Source organism: Ruegeria sp. CE6 (genome assembly GCF_056537485.1).
The window spans coordinates 275,734-294,259 of record NZ_JBQFRR010000003.1; the positions used below are offsets into that span (position 1 = coordinate 275,734).

At 58.4% G+C, this 18,526-nt stretch carries 20 protein-coding genes; 10 read left to right on the forward strand and 10 right to left on the reverse strand.

What is annotated here, in order from left to right:
- Window positions 1–111 precede the first annotated feature (111 nt).
- From ACR0DK_RS15320 to ACR0DK_RS15335, 4 genes are read left to right on the forward strand one after another with little or no spacing between them, the layout of a single operon-like run.
- On the forward strand, window positions 112–789 hold the full coding sequence (locus ACR0DK_RS15320) for a cell division ATP-binding protein FtsE (protein ID WP_480737094.1): 678 nt from the start codon (window positions 112–114) through the stop codon (window positions 787–789).
- A complete protein-coding gene (locus tag ACR0DK_RS15325; protein WP_170408348.1) occupies window positions 786–1,685 on the forward strand; it encodes an FtsX-like permease family protein in 900 nt (299 codons plus the stop codon). Before ACR0DK_RS15320 ends, ACR0DK_RS15325 begins: the two co-directional genes overlap by 4 nt.
- Entirely contained in the window at window positions 1,685–2,425 is a 741-nt protein-coding gene (locus ACR0DK_RS15330) for a lysophospholipid acyltransferase family protein (RefSeq protein ID WP_170395772.1), read from the forward strand. Before ACR0DK_RS15325 ends, ACR0DK_RS15330 begins: the two co-directional genes overlap by 1 nt.
- Window positions 2,412–3,017, forward strand: coding sequence for a pyridoxamine 5'-phosphate oxidase family protein (locus ACR0DK_RS15335; RefSeq protein WP_170513907.1), 606 nt, complete (start codon window positions 2,412–2,414; stop codon window positions 3,015–3,017). Before ACR0DK_RS15330 ends, ACR0DK_RS15335 begins: the two co-directional genes overlap by 14 nt.
- 17 nt (window positions 3,018–3,034) lie before the next feature.
- Here ACR0DK_RS15335 and ACR0DK_RS15340 read toward each other — a convergent pair whose 3' ends face one another.
- The 9 genes from ACR0DK_RS15340 to mdh form a co-directional block, all read right to left on the reverse strand.
- Window positions 3,035–3,343 (reverse strand): EthD family reductase, encoded by a 309-nt coding sequence (locus ACR0DK_RS15340; RefSeq protein ID WP_480736923.1) that lies wholly within the window; start codon window positions 3,341–3,343, stop codon window positions 3,035–3,037.
- 121 nt (window positions 3,344–3,464) lie between these two features.
- Entirely contained in the window at window positions 3,465–4,853 is a 1,389-nt protein-coding gene (gene lpdA / locus ACR0DK_RS15345) for a dihydrolipoyl dehydrogenase (protein WP_170423709.1), read from the reverse strand.
- A 71-nt stretch (window positions 4,854–4,924) separates the two neighbouring features.
- Window positions 4,925–5,194 carry a hypothetical protein gene (locus ACR0DK_RS15350; protein WP_170395780.1) on the reverse strand — a complete coding sequence of 90 codons (270 nt, stop codon included), beginning with the start codon at window positions 5,192–5,194 and terminating at the stop codon, window positions 4,925–4,927.
- Between the two features lies 1 nt (window position 5,195).
- Complete coding sequence (gene odhB / locus ACR0DK_RS15355; RefSeq protein ID WP_480736926.1) at window positions 5,196–6,710, reverse strand: 2-oxoglutarate dehydrogenase complex dihydrolipoyllysine-residue succinyltransferase; 1,515 nt, start codon at window positions 6,708–6,710, stop codon at window positions 5,196–5,198.
- Window positions 6,711–6,713: 3 nt separating this feature from the next.
- Window positions 6,714–9,671 (reverse strand): 2-oxoglutarate dehydrogenase E1 component, encoded by a 2,958-nt coding sequence (locus tag ACR0DK_RS15360; protein ID WP_170513076.1) that lies wholly within the window; start codon window positions 9,669–9,671, stop codon window positions 6,714–6,716.
- Window positions 9,668–10,207: a DUF805 domain-containing protein gene (locus ACR0DK_RS15365; RefSeq protein ID WP_170408341.1), complete on the reverse strand. Its 540-nt coding sequence runs from the start codon at window positions 10,205–10,207 to the stop codon at window positions 9,668–9,670. The genes ACR0DK_RS15360 and ACR0DK_RS15365 overlap by 4 nt, the downstream gene beginning before the upstream one ends.
- 34 nt (window positions 10,208–10,241) lie before the next feature.
- Window positions 10,242–11,123, reverse strand: coding sequence for a succinate--CoA ligase subunit alpha (sucD, locus tag ACR0DK_RS15370; protein WP_010443702.1), 882 nt, complete (start codon window positions 11,121–11,123; stop codon window positions 10,242–10,244).
- 83 nt (window positions 11,124–11,206) lie between these two features.
- Window positions 11,207–12,400, reverse strand: a complete 1,194-nt coding sequence (gene sucC, locus ACR0DK_RS15375; RefSeq protein WP_170395786.1) for an ADP-forming succinate--CoA ligase subunit beta — start codon at window positions 12,398–12,400, stop codon at window positions 11,207–11,209.
- A 309-nt stretch (window positions 12,401–12,709) separates the two neighbouring features.
- Window positions 12,710–13,672, reverse strand: coding sequence for a malate dehydrogenase (gene mdh / locus ACR0DK_RS15380; protein WP_480736930.1), 963 nt, complete (start codon window positions 13,670–13,672; stop codon window positions 12,710–12,712).
- 161 nt (window positions 13,673–13,833) lie between these two features.
- Between mdh and ACR0DK_RS15385 the strand changes: the two genes are divergently transcribed.
- A complete protein-coding gene (locus ACR0DK_RS15385; protein ID WP_480736932.1) occupies window positions 13,834–14,589 on the forward strand; it encodes a sulfite exporter TauE/SafE family protein in 756 nt (251 codons plus the stop codon).
- On the opposite strand, the gene ACR0DK_RS15390 is transcribed toward ACR0DK_RS15385, so the two are convergent.
- Window positions 14,586–14,885: a hypothetical protein gene (locus ACR0DK_RS15390; RefSeq protein WP_170513929.1), complete on the reverse strand. Its 300-nt coding sequence runs from the start codon at window positions 14,883–14,885 to the stop codon at window positions 14,586–14,588. The two genes, ACR0DK_RS15385 and ACR0DK_RS15390, sit on opposite strands and share 4 nt — an antisense overlap.
- Before the next feature lie 175 nt (window positions 14,886–15,060).
- Between ACR0DK_RS15390 and ACR0DK_RS15395 the strand changes: the two genes are divergently transcribed.
- The 5 genes from ACR0DK_RS15395 to ACR0DK_RS15415 all read left to right on the forward strand — a co-directional run bounded on the left by ACR0DK_RS15395 (window position 15,061) and on the right by ACR0DK_RS15415 (window position 18,464).
- On the forward strand, window positions 15,061–15,918 hold the full coding sequence (locus ACR0DK_RS15395; RefSeq protein ID WP_480736934.1) for an HpcH/HpaI aldolase/citrate lyase family protein: 858 nt from the start codon (window positions 15,061–15,063) through the stop codon (window positions 15,916–15,918).
- Between the two features lie 6 nt (window positions 15,919–15,924).
- Window positions 15,925–16,479, forward strand: a complete 555-nt coding sequence (locus ACR0DK_RS15400) for an NnrU family protein (RefSeq protein ID WP_480736936.1) — start codon at window positions 15,925–15,927, stop codon at window positions 16,477–16,479.
- Between the two features lie 12 nt (window positions 16,480–16,491).
- Window positions 16,492–16,698: a DUF1737 domain-containing protein gene (locus tag ACR0DK_RS15405; protein WP_170408336.1), complete on the forward strand. Its 207-nt coding sequence runs from the start codon at window positions 16,492–16,494 to the stop codon at window positions 16,696–16,698.
- Entirely contained in the window at window positions 16,698–17,726 is a 1,029-nt protein-coding gene (locus ACR0DK_RS15410) for a MaoC family dehydratase (RefSeq protein WP_480736938.1), read from the forward strand. The genes ACR0DK_RS15405 and ACR0DK_RS15410 overlap by 1 nt, the downstream gene beginning before the upstream one ends.
- Window positions 17,727–17,792: 66 nt before the next feature.
- Window positions 17,793–18,464 (forward strand): DUF1194 domain-containing protein, encoded by a 672-nt coding sequence (locus ACR0DK_RS15415; RefSeq protein ID WP_480571519.1) that lies wholly within the window; start codon window positions 17,793–17,795, stop codon window positions 18,462–18,464.
- Window positions 18,465–18,526 lie beyond the last annotated feature (62 nt).

Genomic DNA, 18,526 nt, shown 5'->3' on the forward strand with positions numbered 1-18,526 from the left:
GCAAAGCGTGTTTTCGGTTTCGCGGGCCAAGTGTCGCCAATTGGCCCCGCCCGAGGCATTGAATCCACCGCTGCGCTCGGGCAAGAGGTGAGCAGAACAAAGGGGGCAGGCGTGATCGAGCTGGAGAATATCAGCTATACCTACGGCGGTGGTGAGTTGCTGAGCGATGTTTCGCTGCAATTGCAGCCCGGATCGTTCCACTTTCTGACCGGGCCTTCGGGTGTGGGCAAGACCACATTGCTGAAACTCTGTTATGGCGCGTTGTTGCCAACCTCGGGCAGGTTGATGGCCTTTGGCGAGGATATCGCCCGCATGGACCGTGATCAGATGGCGCTGCTGCGCCGCCGAATTGGCGTGGTGCATCAGGATTGCCGATTTTTGGATCACATGACGCTGGCCGAGAATGTCGCGTTGCCGCTGATGGTCTCGGGGCGCTCTGAAAATGGGCAGCAGGACGATCTGACCGAACTGCTTGGCTGGGTCGGGCTTGGCAGCAGGCTTGAGGCGCACCCGCCTGAACTATCGGGGGGCGAACGCCAGCGTGCCGCATTGGCCCGCGCAGTCATCCTATCGCCCGATGTGGTGCTTGCGGATGAACCCACCGGCAATGTGGACTGGGAGATGTCGCAACGACTTCTGCGCCTGTTGGTCGAATTGAACAGGATGGGAAAAACCGTGCTGATCGCCACCCATGACCTAAGCCTGATCCGCGCCGCCAAAAGCCAGGTTCAGGCTCGCGTACTGCGTATCGCGCAGCGCCGGGTGCAGCTTGCGGGGGCGGATCTATGAGCAAGGGCACGATCCGCAATTTGCTGCGCCGTGACAGCCGCGCCGACCGGGTGGTGCCACCCACGGGCTTTACGGCGCAATTGACCCTGTTCGTGTCTGGCGCAATGGCCTTTCTGGCGGTGTTTGCGCTGGCTCTTTCGTTAGCCTCGGGCCGTGTGGCGGATCGTTGGGCTTCAGAGTTGGCGGGGGCAGCGACCTTGCGGATCAATGCCCCTGCAGATCAACGTGCGGCGCAAACCGAGGCTGCTTTGAATGTCCTCCAGCAAACGCCGGGTGTGGCTTCGGCTCGCGCGTTGACGAGCGAAGAGCAGGCCACACTGCTGTCACCCTGGTTCGGACCGGACTTGCCTCTGGACACTTTACCAATCCCGCAGCTGATAGAGATTATCGAAGGTGAGCCGGGTCTTGATGCGGCTGGCCTGCGGCTGCGGCTAGGGGCTGAGGTGCCGGGCGCAGTGCTGGATGATCACACTCGCTGGCGCGAGCCATTGGTTGATGCGGCCAATTCACTGCGGCGTCTGGGCTGGATTTCGATCCTGCTGATCGGTGGCGCCACTGCCGCTATGATCACGCTTGCCGCCAACGCCTCGCTTGCCGCCAACGCGCAGATAATCGAGGTTCTGCGTCAGGTCGGCGCGCGGGACCGGTTCATCGCCGGAGCGTTCGTGCGCCGCTTTACGTTCCGGGCGCTGTTTGGAGCAGCAGTTGGCACTTTGCTGGGTATGACGGGTGTATTGTTGCTCCCCGAAGCCTCGGATGCGGGTGGTTTTCTCACTGGCCTTGGGTTTCAGGGTATCGGTTGGATCCTGCCCGTGCTGATCCCGGTATTGGGCGCGGCCGTTGCGTTTCTGGCCACATGGTCAGCCGCGCAGCGCAAGTTGAAGGAGCTTTCGTGATGTTCATGGCTATTCAATGGGTCCGGTCGCTGATCTTTATGATCACCATCTATGCCTGGATGCTGGTGCTGGGGCTTGTCTTTGCCCCCTATGCGCTGTTCGCCAAGCGTGGCGCATTGCGAGCATGCAAAACCTATGCGCGCACAACCAAGTGGTTGGCCCGCTGGATGGTTGGTATTCGCTGCGAAGTGCGCGGGGAAGTCCCACATGGCGAGGTTGTGATCGGCGCCAAGCACCAGTCGTTTCTGGACATCATCATAATCTTCGACGCCATCCCGCACGGCAAGTTCATCATGAAGCGAGAGCTTCTGTGGACGCCGGTCATTGGCATGTATGCGCGCCGTCTGGGATGTATCCCGGTCAATCGCGGAAAACGAGGGGCGGCGGTTGCCAAAATGGTCAAGGATGTTGCGCGCGAGTTCAGCGAACCCGGTCAGTTGGTGATCTACCCGCAAGGTACGCGCGTCGCGCCAGGGGTACACAAGCCTTACAAGGTTGGAACGGCGGTTCTGTATGAAGGGCTCGGGTTCCCGTGCGTGCCAGTTGCCACCAATGCGGGCGTCTTCTGGCCCAGAACCGGTGTCATGCGCAAGCCAGGCACCGCGATTGTCGATTTCCTTAATCCGATTGAACCCGGCGTTGCGCGGAATGCCTTTCTTGAGCAGCTGGAAAACGTGATTGAGACACGCTCGAACGAATTGATGAGAGAAGTGGGGTTTGACCCGGATGGAATTCGTTAAGGATATCACTGCCCTTGAGGCTCTGTATGGCACGCCCGGAGCAGCCTCGATCCGCAAAGTGGCGCGGCGGCTAACACCGCTCTACCGCAAATGGATTATGGCCTCACGCTTGTGTATCCTCAGCACCGTCGGCTCCGAAGGTGTCGATGGCAGCCCGCGTGGAGATGAAGGGCCAGTTGTGTTGGAACTGGACCAAGGCACCCTGGCACTGCCGGATTGGCGGGGAAACAACCGCTTGGATTCCCTGCGAAATATCGTACTCGATCCACGCGTCTCATTGTTGTTCATGGTGCCCGGTTCGAACAATGTGGTTCGGGTAAATGGGAACGCTCAACTGACTGCTGATGAAGCCCTGCGCGCCCGGTTCGAGAAAAACGGGAAGCGCCCCGCGACCGTCATCGTGATCGAAATTTCCGAAATCTACACCCAATGTGCCCGCGCCTTGATGCGCGCGCAAACATGGAGCGGGCGGGATGAATCCGATGGGCTGCCAACCGTCGGCGAGATCCTCTCGGAGATGACGTCAGGAGAAGAAGGCGGCGCACAATATGATCAGGAATGGGGTGCCCGCGCCGCTAAAACCATGTGGTAGTCAAGGATGGCTCTGATTCAGCCGATCACCTCACCGATCAGCATCTGCGGATTGACATTGGTGAAATTTGGCAGATCGGCCAGGACAGGTCCCGCCTTGGACATAGCGTCGTTCATGGCGTCCTGATCTTCAAATATGATCGTTGCGATCGCGTAGTGACCCGCCGCCTCATCCGGGCCTCCCGCAATGCCTTTGGTTACGACCGTACGTTCGATATGTGACCCCATGTGCTCGCCGACAAGCGGAAGATGTGTGTCGACATAATAGTCGAAATCGAAATGTGTTTCTGTACCTATGGGATAGATCACCTGTAAACTGACGCTCATCTGACTTCCTTTCCAAAAGCAATGGAGTCAGTAAACCGCGTCTGATCACCTGCCGCAAATGGTTTTGAGCGACACGGGGTGCCGCTCAAGGGGACTAGGTAGCGGACCTGCTCAGGTTGGGTCAGCTATGAATTGGCCCGTCACCACAGGCGAGCGCCGCCTCGCGCACTGCTTCGGAATAGGTCGGGTGAGCGTGACAGGTCAGGGCCAGATCTTCGGCTGATGCGCCGAATTCCATGGCGACGCAAACCTCGTGGATCAGGTCTCCGGCCGCGGGGCCGATGATATGCGCGCCCAGAATGCGATCGGTTTCTTTGTCTGCCAGAATCTTAACGAACCCGTCGGCTGCGAAATTCGCCTTGGCCCGGCCATTGCCCATGAACATGAACTTGCCGACCTTGTAGGCGCGGCCCTGTTCTTTGAGTGTCGCTTCGGTCTCACCCACATTGGCCACTTCGGGCCAAGTGTAGATGACCCCAGGAATGACACCATAGTTCACATGACCATGCTTGCCTGCAACCTGCTCGGCTGCGGCCATGCCCTCGTCTTCAGCCTTGTGGGCCAGCATCGGGCCTTCGGTCACGTCGCCGATGGCGTAGATGCCCGGCACGTTGGTCTGCCAATCACTACCGACCTTGATCTGGCCGCGCGGGGTCATCTCGACGCCCAAAGCGTCCAGCCCCAGCCCATCCGAATATGGCTTGCGCCCGGTGGCCACCAGTACGGTATCAGCATCGATGACGTGCTCGCTGTCATCCTTGAGCAGCTTGTACGTTACCTTGGCTTTGGTCTTGGTGGCTTCGGTCTTTTGCACCGCAGCGCCCATGACGAATTTCAAACCCTGTTTCTTCAGGATGCGCTGGAAAGTCTTCTGAACCTCGGGGTCCATACCCGGCGTGATTTCCTTGAGGAATTCGATCACCGTCACCTCTGCGCCCAAACGGCTGTAGACCGAGCCCAATTCAAGCCCGATCACACCGGCACCGATCACAATCATTTTCTTGGGAACTTTGCCCAGAGACAACGCGCCGGTCGAAGTCACCACGACCTTTTCGTCAACCTCGACGCCAGGCAGCGCCGACGGCTCAGAGCCCGATGCGATGATGATGTTCTTGGCCTCATGTACCTCATCGCCAACCTTGACCTTGCCCGCAGCGGGGATCGAGCCCCAGCCTTTAAGCCAGTCGATCTTGTTCTTCTTGAACAGAAACTCGATGCCCTTGGTGTTGCCATCGATCACCTCGTCCTTGTAGGCCTGCATCTGCTTCCAATCGACCGAAGGTGACTTCCCCTTCAGACCCATCTTTGCAAAGTTGTGTTCGGCCTCGTGCAACTGATGGCTGGCATGTAACAATGCTTTCGAGGGGATGCAGCCCACGTTCAGGCAAGTCCCACCCAGCGTCTCGCGCCCCTCGACAACTGCGGTTTTAAGGCCCAGTTGGGCGCAACGGATGGCGCAGACATAGCCGCCGGGTCCGGCGCCGATTACGATGACGTCATAATTTGCCATTACATTCTCCTAAATCGACCGGGTGATCCGGCAGCGTCCCGATCCGGTATGGCGGGTCGGGTACCTATATTTCAAACGGGTTCCAGCAGCTTGATTGATATATGCGCAATGCCGCCGCGTTCATGGTGCATCGCCAGTTCTTCGGACCCAAAAAAGGCTTTGGCCTTATCCAGATTCATAACCTCGAACATCGCTATCGCATGATCCCGCTGATCTGGATCGCGCCAGACATGCAGGTCGCGGATACCCGCGGCCTTGCGCATCGGTTGATCCTCGCGGAACACTTTCAGCCAGGCATCGAAATCGGCCACATCGGCTTGCCACAGTACATGAGTCGCCATCTTAAAGATCCATCAGCAGACGGCGCGGGTCTTCCAGCGCCTCTTTTACGCGGACAAGGAATGTCACAGCACCCTTGCCGTCCACAATACGGTGATCATAGGACAGCGCCAGATACATCATCGGGCGGATTTTGATCTCACCATTGATGACCATGGGACGATCCTGGATCTTGTGCATGCCCAGAATGCCCGATTGCGGCGGGTTCAGGATCGGTGAAGACATCAGCGAGCCGTAGACGCCTCCGTTCGAGATCGTGAACGTGCCGCCCTGCATTTCCGCCATCGAGAGTTTACCATCACGGGCGCGCTTGCCCTTTTCGGCGATGGCTTTCTCGATCGCTGCGAAAGACATCGAGTCCGCATCCCGGATGACTGGAACCACCAGCCCTTGCGGCGTACCTGCGGCCACACCCATATGCACGAAGTTCTTGTAGACGATGTCATTGCCGTCGATCTCGGCATTCACTTCGGGCACTTCTTTCAGCGCATGACAGCAGGCCTTGGTGAAAAAGGACATAAAGCCCAGACGTACGCCATGCTTCTTCTCGAACTGGTCCTTGTACTGGTTGCGCAGGGCCATCACCTCAGTCATGTCCACCTCGTTATAGGTGGTCAGGATCGCGGCGGTGTTCTGCGCGTCTTTCAGGCGCTTGGCGATGGTCTGGCGCAGACGGGTCATGCGCACGCGCTCTTCGCGGCTCGCATCCTCGGCAGCCACAGGCGCGCGCGGAGCTTGGGCAGCGGGGGCGGGCACAGCTGCCGCAGGCGCTGGGGCCGTAGCTGCTGCAACTGCCTTTGCCACGTCTTCTTTCATGATACGACCATCGCGTCCGGTGCCAGTGACCTGATCCGCAGACAGACCAGCTTCGGCCATCGCTTTCTCAGCCGATGGAGCGTTGGACACGTCTTTACCTGTGCTGGCTGCAGCCGGAGCGGCGACGGCCGCCACCGGAGCCGCTGCCGCACCTGCGGCTGCGCCCGAGATCACCGCCAATTTGGCAGAAGCATCGACCGTGCTGCCTTCAGGCGCAACGATTTCAGCCAGAACGCCTGCCGCCGGGGCAGGGACCTCGACCGAGACCTTGTCGGTTTCCAGTTCGCACAGCATTTCATCCTGTGCAACGCTGTCGCCGACCTGTTTGAACCATGTCGAGACTGTAGCCTCGGTGACGGATTCACCCAATGTCGGCACCATCACATCTACACTGCCGTCTGATGCTGCGGGTGCCGCTGCCGCCGGGGCCGGGGCCGCCGCTGCCGGAGCAGGCGCAGCCCCTTCGCCCGCCGCTATCGTGGCAAGCAGGGCATCGACGCCCACGGTCTCACCTTCGGCTGCAACGATCTCGCCCATCACGCCAGCAGCGGGTGAGGGCACCTCGACCGTGACCTTGTCGGTCTCAAGTTCACATAGCATCTCATCTACGGCGACTGCATCGCCGGGTTTTTTGAACCAAGTCGCAACGGTGGCTTCGGTGACAGACTCGCCCAGCGTGGGAACACGAACTTCAATCGTCATCGTTTACTTTCCTTCAATGCTCAGCGCTTCGTTCACCAGCGCTTCTTGTTGGGCTTTGTGTTGGCTGGCCAGACCCGTCGCGGGCGAGGCCGAAGTTGCGCGACCGGCATAGACCGGACGAGTGTGTTTTGCGCCAATGCGGGTCAGAACCCATTCGATATTGGGCTCAATAAAGGTCCAAGCCCCCTGGTTCTTGGGTTCTTCCTGACACCAGACCATCTCGGCCCCCTTGAAGCGCTCAAGCTCGTTGATCAGCGAATGCGCGGGGAAAGGATAGTATTGCTCGATCCGCATTAAGTAGATGTCGTCGATGCCGCGCGCATCGCGTTCCTCAAGCAGATCAAAATAGACCTTGCCCGAGCACATGACGACCCGCTTGATCTTGTCATCTGCCACCAGTTTAGTGTCCGAGTTGCCCTGTTGAGCATCATCCCACAGCACCCTATGGAAGCTCGAGCCTGTGGTGAATTCCTCGGCCTTGCTGACCGCCAGCTTATGGCGCAGCAGCGACTTTGGCGTCACCAGGATAAGCGGCTTGCGGAAGGTCCGGTGCAATTGACGGCGCAGGATGTGGAAATAGTTCGCAGGCGTTGTGCAGTTCGCCACGATCCAGTTGTCCTGACCGCACATTTGCAGAAACCGCTCAAGCCGTGCAGATGAGTGTTCTGGGCCTTGCCCTTCGAACCCATGTGGCAGCAGCGTGACCAGACCAGACATCCGCAGCCACTTCGATTCACCCGAACTGATGAACTGATCGAACATGATCTGCGCCCCGTTGGCGAAATCGCCAAACTGTGCCTCCCAGAGAACAAGCGCGTTGGGCTCGGCCAGTGAATAGCCATATTCGAACCCAAGCACCGCGTATTCGGACAGCATCGAGTCAATCACGTCATAATGTGATTGGCCTTTGCGGATATTGTTCAGCGGGTAATACCGTTCCTCGGTTTCCTGATGGACAAATCCGGAATGGCGTTGGCTGAATGTGCCACGCGTCGCGTCCTGTCCGGCCAAACGTACGGGGTAGCCTTCAGTCAGCAGAGAGCCAAACGCCAGAGCCTCGCCCGTTGCCCAGTCAAAGCCGGTTCCGTTTTCGAACATCTGTTTCTTGTGGTCCAGCAACCGGCCCACGGTTTTGTGCATCGCAAAACCTTCGGGGGCGCTGGTCAGAGCGGTGCCGATCTCGGCCAGCGTCTCTGGTGTAATTGCGGTTTCACCGCGCATGTATTCGTCTTTGTGCTTGTCCAGATGCGACCAGCGCCCATCCAGCCAGTCGGCTTTGTTTGGCTTGTAGTCTTTCCCGGCATCGAACTCTTCATTCAGATGTGCCTGAAAGGCCGCCTTCATGTCTTCAATCTCGCCTTCGGGGATAAGCCCGTCCCTGACAAGGCGCTCGGTATACAACGACAACGTGGTCTTATGCGTCTTGATCTTCTTGTACATGATCGGGTTGGTGAACATGGGTTCGTCACCCTCGTTATGACCAAACCGGCGGTAGCAGAAGATATCCAGCACCACGTCCTTGTGGAACTTCTGGCGGAACTCGGTCGCCACCTTGGCGGCATGCACCACCGCCTCGGGGTCGTCGCCATTCACGTGGAAGATGGGAGCTTCAACCATCAGCGCGATATCCGTTGGATAAGGGCTGGAACGGCTGAAATGTGGCGCGGTGGTAAAGCCGATCTGGTTGTTTACCACGATATGCATGGTGCCGCCGGTCTTGTGCCCTTTCAGACCCGACAGGCCGAAGCCTTCGGCGACAACACCCTGACCGGCAAAGGCCGCATCACCGTGCAGGAGGATGCCCATCACCTTGGTGCGGTCTTCGTCGTTCAACTGGTCCTGCTTGGCGCGGACCTTACCCAGAACCACCGGGTTCACTGCCTCAAGGTGCGAGGGGTTTGCGGTCAGCGACAGGTGAACGCTATTGCCATCGAACTCTCGGTCGCTTGACGCGCCGAGGTGATATTTCACGTCGCCTGATCCATCCACGTCTTCGGGCTTGAAGCTGCCGCCCTGAAACTCGTTGAAGATCGCGCGATAGGGCTTGCCCATCACATTGGCCAGAATGTTCAGACGACCCCGGTGTGGCATACCGATGACGATATCGCTGAGGCCCAAGGCGCCGCCGCGCTTGATGATCTGTTCCATCGCGGGGATCAGTGCCTCGCCACCGTCCAGACCAAACCGCTTGGTGCCCATGTATTTCACATGCAGGAATTTCTCGAAACCCTCGGCCTCGACCATCTTGTTCAGGATCGCCTTGCGGCCTTCCTTGGTGAAGGCGATTTCCTTACCGAACCCCTCGATGCGTTCCTTCAGCCACGCGGCCTCTTCCGGGTTCGAGATATGCATGTATTGCAGCGCGAAGGTGCCGCAATAGGTCCTCTTCACGATCTCGACGATTTGGCGCATGCTGGCCATCTGCAGGCCCAGCACGTTGTCAATAAAGATCGGTCGATCCATGTCAGCATCGGTGAACCCGTAAGTCTTCGGGTCCAGCTCGGGATGCGTACTGGCGGCGCGCATGCCCAGCGGGTCCAGATCAGCTGCCAGATGGCCCCGGATACGATAGGCCCTGATCAGCATCAGCGCCCGCAGGCTGTCCAGCACCGCGCGCTTGATCTGGTCATCACTGACCTCAACACCCTTGGCCGCCGCCTTGTCCTTGATTTTGTTGCCCGCTGCTTTGGCGTCGATCTCGGCCCACTCGCCAGTCAACGCACCGGTCAGATCATCCGCAGGCATCGGAGGCCAATCGCTGCGTGCCCACGAAGGCCCCTCGGCCTCGCGCTGCACATCCGGCGCGTCATCGCCCATGGCCTTGAAGAACTCGACCCAGGCTGCGTCGACCGCACCGGGGTTCTTGGTGTACTGGGCATAAAGCTGCTCCAGATATTCGGCATTATGCCCCTGCATGAAGCTTGAGGCATGAAAGGCGGTGTTGGGCGAGTGTTCGGTCATTGGGCTACCTCATATGGGTTGGGACCGTATTGGTTGGTGCCTGGTTCGCTGGGGCGGGTCAGCCACCACAGAACTAGGAGGGGCGACACAAACAGGACAAGAAGTGTCGGAATGACAATAAGAAGAGTTGCGCGGGTGAACAGGATATCCAACGTGCCGCCATGGAACTGGCTGGCAAGGCCGATGCCAAAGATCAGGACGGCAAGCGCACCAAGTATCAGCAGGATCGGCAGCAGAGCATAAAGCCCGCTGCGCCCGGTATCATGCATCCGCCGCCATGCAACGGCCAGATGCGGGAAGAAGACAATCAGGCTGACGATGCTTTGGACCGGGCCTGTTGAGGTGGCCGTGACGGATTTGGATGTTTCGGTTTCAGTCACTGCGACCTGAGTGAAGAACTGCCAGTCGATGATCCCGGCGATGATGCTCCAGATCACGATGAACAGGAAAAAAAACCAGTATTCGGGCCGCGAGGCACGGCCCGAAAAGGTGAAAAACTTGGAGAAACAGGTTTTAATGGCTTCGCCGAAAGTCATGTTTACCGCTCCTCCCAAAGCAGTCAAATTCTGGTCAACCGATGGCTTCCAGCACAGCCTCACCCAGCTGCGCCGGGCTTTCGGCCACGACGATACCAGCCGAGCGCATGGCTTCGATCTTGTCCTCGGCGCCGCCTTTGCCGCCGGCGACGATGGCGCCCGCGTGGCCCATGCGGCGGCCAGGAGGGGCCGTGCGGCCCGCGATGAACCCTGCCGTGGGCTTCTTGCGGCCTTTCTTGGCCTCATCCGCCAGGAACTGTGCAGCTTCTTCCTCGGCCGAGCCACCGATTTCACCGATCATGATGATCGACTCGGTTTCGTCATCCGCCAGGAACCATTCCAGCACGTCGATATGCTCGGTCCCTTTGATCGGGTCGCCGCCGATGCCCACGCAGGTGGACTGGCCCAGACCCACATCGGTGGTCTGTTTGACGGCCTCATAAGTCAGGGTACCCGAACGAGACACAACACCGACCGAGCCGCGCTTGTGGATGTGGCCGGGCATGATGCCGATCTTGCAGGCGTCGGGCGTGATGACACCGGGGCAGTTCGGGCCGATCAGGCGCGAGTTCGACCCTTCCAGCGCACGCTTCACCTTCATCATGTCCAGAACGGGGATGCCTTCAGTGATGCAGACGATCACTTCCATCTCGGCATCAATCGCCTCGAGGATCGAATCCGCTGCAAACGGCGGCGGCACGTAGATCACGCTGGCATTGGCTTCGGTCACATGCTTGGCCTCGTGGACCGAGTTGAACACGGGCAGGTCAAGATGTGTCATCCCGCCTTTGCCGGGGGTCACGCCGCCGACCATCTTGGTGCCATAGGCGATGGCCTGTTCGCTGTGGAATGTGCCCTGCGAGCCGGTAAAGCCCTGACAGATCACTTTGGTATTTTCGTCGATGAGGACTGCCATCTGGCGTTCTCCTTTATACGGCAGGCTTCTGCCCGCCAAAATCTTGGGAAAGGCGGGCTGAAGCCCACCCTACGGGATGACACTCAGCCTTTGACGGCCTTCACGATTTTCTCGGCACCGTCTTTCAGATTGTCCGCTGCGATCACATCGAGGCCCGAGGTGTTGATGATCTCTTTGCCCTTCTCGACATTCGTGCCTTCCAGACGCACGACCAGCGGGACCTGCAGGCCCACCTCTTTCACCGCGGCAACGACGCCCTCGGCAATCACATCACAGCGCATGATGCCGCCGAAGATGTTGACCAGAATGCCTTTGACGTTGGGGTCCGAGGTGATGATCTTGAACGCCTCGGTTACTTTCTCTTTGGTCGCGCCACCGCCCACATCCAGGAAGTTGGCAGGCTCGGCACCGTAAAGCTTGATGATGTCCATCGTGGCCATCGCAAGACCGGCACCGTTGACCATGCAGCCGATCTCACCGTCCAGCGCGATGTAGTTCAGGTCGTATTTGGACGCTTCCAGTTCCTTGGGGTCTTCCTCGGTCGTGTCGCGCAACTCGGCAATATCCGGGTGGCGGTATACCGCGTTACCATCAAAGCCGACTTTTGCGTCCAGTACTTTCAGGTCGCCCTTGTCCGAGACGATCAGCGGGTTGATCTCCAGCATCTCCATGTCCTTCTCGACGAAGGCATTGTAGAGCTGGTTCATCAGCTTGACGCATTGTTTGACCTGCGCGCCTTCCAGTCCCAACGAGAACGCGATGCGGCGGCCGTGATAGGGCTGATAACCAGTGGCGGGATCAACCGAGAAGGACAGGATTTTCTCAGGCGTCGCAGCGGCCACCTCTTCGATGTCCATGCCGCCTTCGGTCGAGCATACGAATGAGATACGGCTGGTCTGGCGGTCCACCAGCAGGGCCAGGTAAAGTTCACGTTCGATGCCCGAACCGGCTTCGATGTAGATGCGGTTCACCTGCTTGCCTGCGGGGCCGGTCTGATGGGTGACCAGCGTGCGGCCCAGCATCTTTTTGGCTTCTTCGGCGGCTTCTTCCACCGATTTGGTCAGACGGACACCGCCTTTTTCACCGGCGTCGGCCTCTTTAAAGGAACCCTTGCCGCGACCACCCGCGTGGATTTGCGCCTTGACGACCCAAAGCGGCCCGTCCAATTCACCGGCTGCGGTTTTGGCTTCCTCGGCGCGCAGAACTGCGCGACCATCGGAGACCGGAGCGCCATAGCTGCGAAGAAGCGCTTTGGCTTGATATTCGTGAATGTTCATCGAAATTGTCCCGTCTGACTACGATTACACCGTTATAGGGGTGTCTAAGCGCCAAAATTAAAGAGTTTTTTGACGGGTCACGGGAAATTGTCGAAGATTTTCAGTATTTGTGATCACAGGTTTTTGGGGTGTGATCACAAAAATTGCGGGGCGTGGAAATTGATTCGATGATCCGGGATCATGCCCACAAAACACATTCATAGATGAGTTTTGCGACGTTTGCGCGAACATCTTTTAGCCAGCTTGGCACCGTGTAAAAGAAAACCGGCCCGTGAAGAGGGCCGGTTCATTGGTTCTAGGGTTCGTGACTTAGGCCAGCGAGCGGTCGATGCCCTTGCATGCTTCGATCAGGCCCTTAACGGCATTGACCGAATTGTCGAAACCGGCCTGTTCTTCTTCGTTCAGCTTGATGTCGACGACGCGCTCGATGCCACCTGCACCGATTACGGTAGGCACGCCGACATACATGCCGTCGACACCCAGTTCGCCGTTGCAATAGGCAGCACAGGGCAGAACGCGTTTCTGGTCTTTCAGGTAGGCTTCGGCCATTTCGATCGCCGAAGTCGCTGGTGCATAGAAAGCCGAGCCGGTCTTCAGCAGGCCAACGATTTCTGCGCCGCCGTCACGGGTGCGCTGAACGATGGCGTCCAGTTTTTCCTGCGTGGTCCAGCCCATCTCAACCAGATCGGGCAGCGGGATACCGGCAACGGTCGAGTAGCGCACCGAAGGCACCATCGTGTCGCCATGGCCGCCCAGAACAAAGGCGGTGACGTCGCGCATGGACACATTGAACTCTTCCGACAAGAAGTGTGCGAAACGGCCCGAGTCCAGAACGCCCGCCATGCCGCAGACTTTGTTGTGCGGCAGGCCCGAGAATTCACGCAGCGCCCAAACCATCGCGTCCAGCGGGTTGGTGATGCAGATGACGAACGCATCCGGAGCGTTTGCGGCGATGCCTTCACCGACCGATTTCATGACCTTCAGGTTGATGCCCAGCAGGTCGTCGCGGCTCATGCCCGGCTTGCGCGGCACACCAGCGGTGACGATGCAGACGTCGGCACCGGCGATATCCTCATAGGACTGGGTGCCCTTCAGTTTGGCGTCGAAGCCTTCCGAGGGGCCGGATTCGGCGATGTCCAGCGCCTTTCCTTCCGGGGTGCCTTCGGCGATGTCGAACAGCACGACGTCACCAAGTTCTTTCATTGCAGCGAGGTGGGCGAGCGTGCCGCCGATCTGACCTGCGCCGATCAGCGCGATCTTGGGTCTGGCCATTTGGAATATCTCCGGTCGGTTTTGAAATCGCGGTTGTGCTAGTCGCAAAAGCGGCGTCACGCAAGCCTTCTGCGGCGCGGCATGCCACCGCATACCGTTTGCACCCACCCCGCCGATTGCGCTAAACCGCCTGTGAATCATGCATATTTCCGGGGTGCCTGATGTTCGAGATGAACCTGATGTTTTTTACAGTGGCGATCCCGGCGGTGATCTTCGCGGGCATCTCGAAAGGTGGGTTCGGCTCGGGAGTGGCGTTTGCATCTTCGTCGATTCTGGCTCTGATACTGACGCCAGGACAGGCGCTAGCGCTAATGCTGCCGATCCTGATGGTGATCGATCTGGCGACGTTAAAGCCGTATTGGAAACGCTGGAGCTGGCCGGATTCGCGCCTTCTGATGTTGGGCGCAGTACCCGGTATCGCGCTGGGCGCGTGGCTTTATCGTGCGACGGATGACGATCTGCTACGTCTGTTGATTGGCGGAATATCGGTCGGTTTTGTGATCTGGCACGTTGCCCAGACCAGAGGCTGGGTGCGGGGCTTTGCCAACCGGTTGCCTCCATCGGCGGGCCTGTTTGCCGGGCTGATCGCCGGATTCACCAGCTTTGTCAGCCATGCGGGCGGCCCACCCGCCGCCGTGTACCTGCTGTCACAACGCCTGACGAAAACCGAATTTCAAGCCTCGACCGTGCTGGTCTTCTGGGTAATCAACGCCGTCAAATTCGTGCCCTTCGCCTATCTGGGCCTCTTCACTTGGCACACAGCCTTGGCAGACCTGTTGCTGACCCCGTTTGCGATCCTCGGGGCCTGGCTGGGCGTCCGGGCGCATTTCATGCTCTCCGAGCGATTGTTTTTCAACATTGCCTATGTCTTGCTGACCCTGACGGGAAGCAAACTGATCTGGGATGCGCTGATTTAGGTGTTGGGCGGCAGCGTTTCGGCCAGTGTTTCATAAGACTGGCCCGAGGCGATCAGGCAGGTCACACCTTCCGGCAAGGTCACAACAATGGTCCAGCTGCCGGTTTGGTCCGAGGCAAAAACCTCCATCACCGCTCCCTGACGCGCAATGCCGATGCCTCGTCGGGTTTCGCCATATGACTTTGTTAATCGCTTGATCACGTCTTCGCGTGGCGCACAATTCTGTGCGCTGACTTGTTGCGCTGCCAGTACCATGATGCCCAAGCCAATCGTCATTTTCAGCATAATCGTTTTCATTGGTCACCCCTTTCAAGCTCTGCCTCAAAGCAGCGTGCCGTAGGCAAAAGGACATCGCGTTAAGGCAACGCACGTTGCGCAGCGCAGGAAATGCTGCGCTGCGGCGATTTTGTTCTTGAACTTTCCGTCAAAAAATGCCCCATTCCGCGCAACATTATTTCAATGGGAGAGTCCAGTGGACCCGCGCCAACGCCCCTATCGCTCGGTACTATACATCCCCGGCTCGCGTGAACGCGCGCTTGATAAGGCCCGCACATTGCCGGTGGACGCCATCATCTTTGATCTTGAAGACGCGGTTGCGGCTGATGAGAAAGAGAACGCGCGCGAGACCCTCAAGGCGGCTTTGGCCGCCGGAGGCTATGGCGCTCGGGTCAAGATCGTGCGGATCAACGGGCTTGATACCGAATGGGGGCGCGCGGATGCCAAAGCCGTGCGCGAGATGGATGCAGATGCCGTTCTGTTGCCAAAGGTGAGTTCTGCTGCGGATGTGGATGCGCTGACCTCAATCACCGGAGACCTGCCGATCTGGGCGATGATGGAGACGCCGCGCGGGATGCTGAACGCAGCCGAAATTGCCGCACATCCGCTGATGGCAGGCTTTGTCATGGGGACCAACGATCTTGCGAAAGAGCTGCAGACGCGCTTCCGCCCCGACCGTTTGCCGATGATGACCTCGCTTGGCCTGTGCCTGTTGGCGGCCAAGGCAGAGGGGCTGATCATCGTCGATGGCGTCTACAATGCCTTCAAGGACACCGACGGTCTGGCCACCGAGTGTGCCCAGGGCCGCGACATGGGCTTTGATGGCAAAACCCTGATCCACCCGGCCCAGGTCGACATCGCAAACTCCGCCTTTGCCCCTTCCGAGGATGAGATTGATCTGGCTCGCCGTCAGATTGCCGCTTTCGAGGAAACCGAGTCGCAGGGGCAGGGGGTCGCCGTTGTCGATGGCAAGATTGTTGAAAACCTACACGTTGTAACTGCCCGCGAAACTCTGGCAAAAGCAGAGGCGATAGTAGCTTTGCAAGCGGGGTAAGCCAGTATGGGCTTTGTTCTTCTGATCCTTGGTGTGGCACTTTGGTGGGCCGCACATCTTTTTAAGCGCGCGATGCCGGAACCACGTGCCGCCATGGGCGACGCGGGCAAGGGCGTCGTGGCGCTCGCCTTGGTGGCCTCGGTATTGTTGATGATCTTCGGTTATCGCATGACCGATTTCATATATGTCTGGGCGCCGCCAACCTTTCTGATTCACGTCAACAACCTGCTGGTGTTGATCGCGTTCTATCTGGCCAGCCCTGCGGGAACCAAAGGTCGCCTGTTGAACAAGGTCCGTCACCCCATGCTGGTTGGCTTTAAACTCTGGGCATTTGCGCACCTGTTGGTGAACGGTGATCTGGCCTCGATCATCCTGTTTGGTGGCTTGCTGGCCTGGGCAATTGTCGAAGTGATCGTGATCAACAAATCCGAACCAGACTGGGCGCCGGGCGAACCCGGCACATACGGCAAAGATGCCATGTTCTTTGTGGGCTCCATCGTTCTGCTGGGCGTTGTGGGCTATATTCACGGGCTGGTTGGTCCGTCTCCGTTTGGTGGATAAGGGGCCTAATCAATGGCGAAACTTTATCGTTTGTTGACCGAGGAAGACACATCAGCCTTCTGCCACAAGGTCTCGGACGCGTTGGCAAAGGGATGGGAGCTTTATGGCGACCCGTCCTATGCCTTTGACGCCGCAAATAACGTGATGCGTTGCGCGCAGGCTGTGACCAAAGAGGTCGCCGCTGATTACACCCCCGACATGAAACTGGGACAGCAATAATGGCAAAAACCAATCCGGGTAACTTTTTCGAGGATTATTCAGTCGGGCAGGTCCTGCATCACGCCGTGCCGCGCACGGTGACCGAAGGCGAGCGCGCGTTGTACCACGCGCTCTACCCTGCACGACATGCGCTCTATTCCTCGGATGAGTTCGCCCGGAATTGTGGCCTGCCGCAAAGCCCGATTGATGATCTGGCGGCGTTCCATGTGGTATTCGGCAAAACGGTTCCCGATATCTCGCTGAACGCGGTCGCCAATCTGGGCTATGCCGAGGGTCGCTGGCTGAAACCGGTCTATCCCGGCGATACCTTGCGCGCCGAATCCGAGGTGATCGGCCTCAAGCAAAACTCAAACGGCAAAACCGGTGTCGTCTGGGTCCGCACCCGCGGGCTGAACCAACGCGACGAAGTGGTGATCGAGTATGTTCGCTGGGTCATGGTGCGCAAATCAAACCTCGATGCGCCTGCACCTGAGACGGTGGTGCCCAATCTGAAAAAGGCGCTTGATGTCAGCGATCTGGCGGTACCGCAGGGGCTCGATTTCTCGAAATATAATTTTGTACAATCCGGCGAAAACCACCGCTGGGATGCGTACAACACGGAAGAAACGATCGATCACGTCGATGGCGTGACCGTCGAAGAGGCCGAGCACATGCTGGCCACCCGCCTGTGGCAGAACACCGCCAAAGTGCATTTCGACCTCACCTTCCGTCCAGAGGGGCGGCTGATCTATGGCGGCCACGTTATCTCAATGGCGCGTGCCTTGTCGTTTAATGGCCTGGCGAATGCGCAGATGATCGTTGGTCTGAACGGCGGTGCCCACGCCAACCCTTGTTTCTCGGGCGATACGATCAAAGCCTGGTCCGAGGTTTTGGACAAGGCCGAGACTGGAACTCCCGGAATCGGTGCCATCCGCTTGCGCTTGGTTGCGACCAAAGGCGGCGAGCCCTTCGTTCTGCGCAATGACGAGGGGAGATATCTTCCTAACGTTCTGCTAGATTTGGATTATTGGGCTCTTATGCCGATGTAGCCAATGCCTTCTGGCGGCTGACATTCAAGTGATCACGGTCCGCGAAATCCATGCTACGCTTGGCGCATGATGATGTTTCGTGCGCTCGCCGCCAGCCTGTATCTGGCATCTCAGGCCTATGCTTGTGATTTGGCTCTGGCCTTGGCCGTAGACGTTTCAGGCTCGGTTGATTCCGAGGAATATCGTATCCAAATGGACGGTCTTGCCGCAGGTCTGCGGGACCCTATCGTATCCGAGGCCTTGGTGCGCGGACAGGCTCGGCTGATGCTTGTGCAATGGACAGGCAGTTCTCGCCAGAGGATCACGATCCCCTGGACCCGGATCGATAGTTTTAGCACCCTGGACAGTTTTGCTGATCTGGTCGCAGCTGACCCTCGTGTCTGGCGTAACTTCTCAACTGCGATAGGTGAGGCGCTCGATATGACGGTTGCCAGCTTTGACGACGTGCCCGAATGCGAAAGGCATCTTATTGATCTTTCGGGCGACGGAATTTCGAATGAAGGAATCGAGCCGTCGACCATCCACGCCAAACTGCGGGATCGCGGCATCACGGTGAACGCGATCGCGATTGAAGAAAGTGAACCCGATCTGACAGCCTATTTCTTCGAGAACGTCATCGTTGGCGAGGGGGCCTTTGTCGTCTCTGCAGCAGGCTTCGCGGATTATCCCGAACGTATTCGCAAGAAGCTTTTACGCGAGGTGACACAGCAGACTGCAGGGCTGACGCCGCTCCAATAATAGATTCGTGATCACATTGCTTTTTCATTGAAAACGCTAACATTGGCGGTATCGAATGTGAT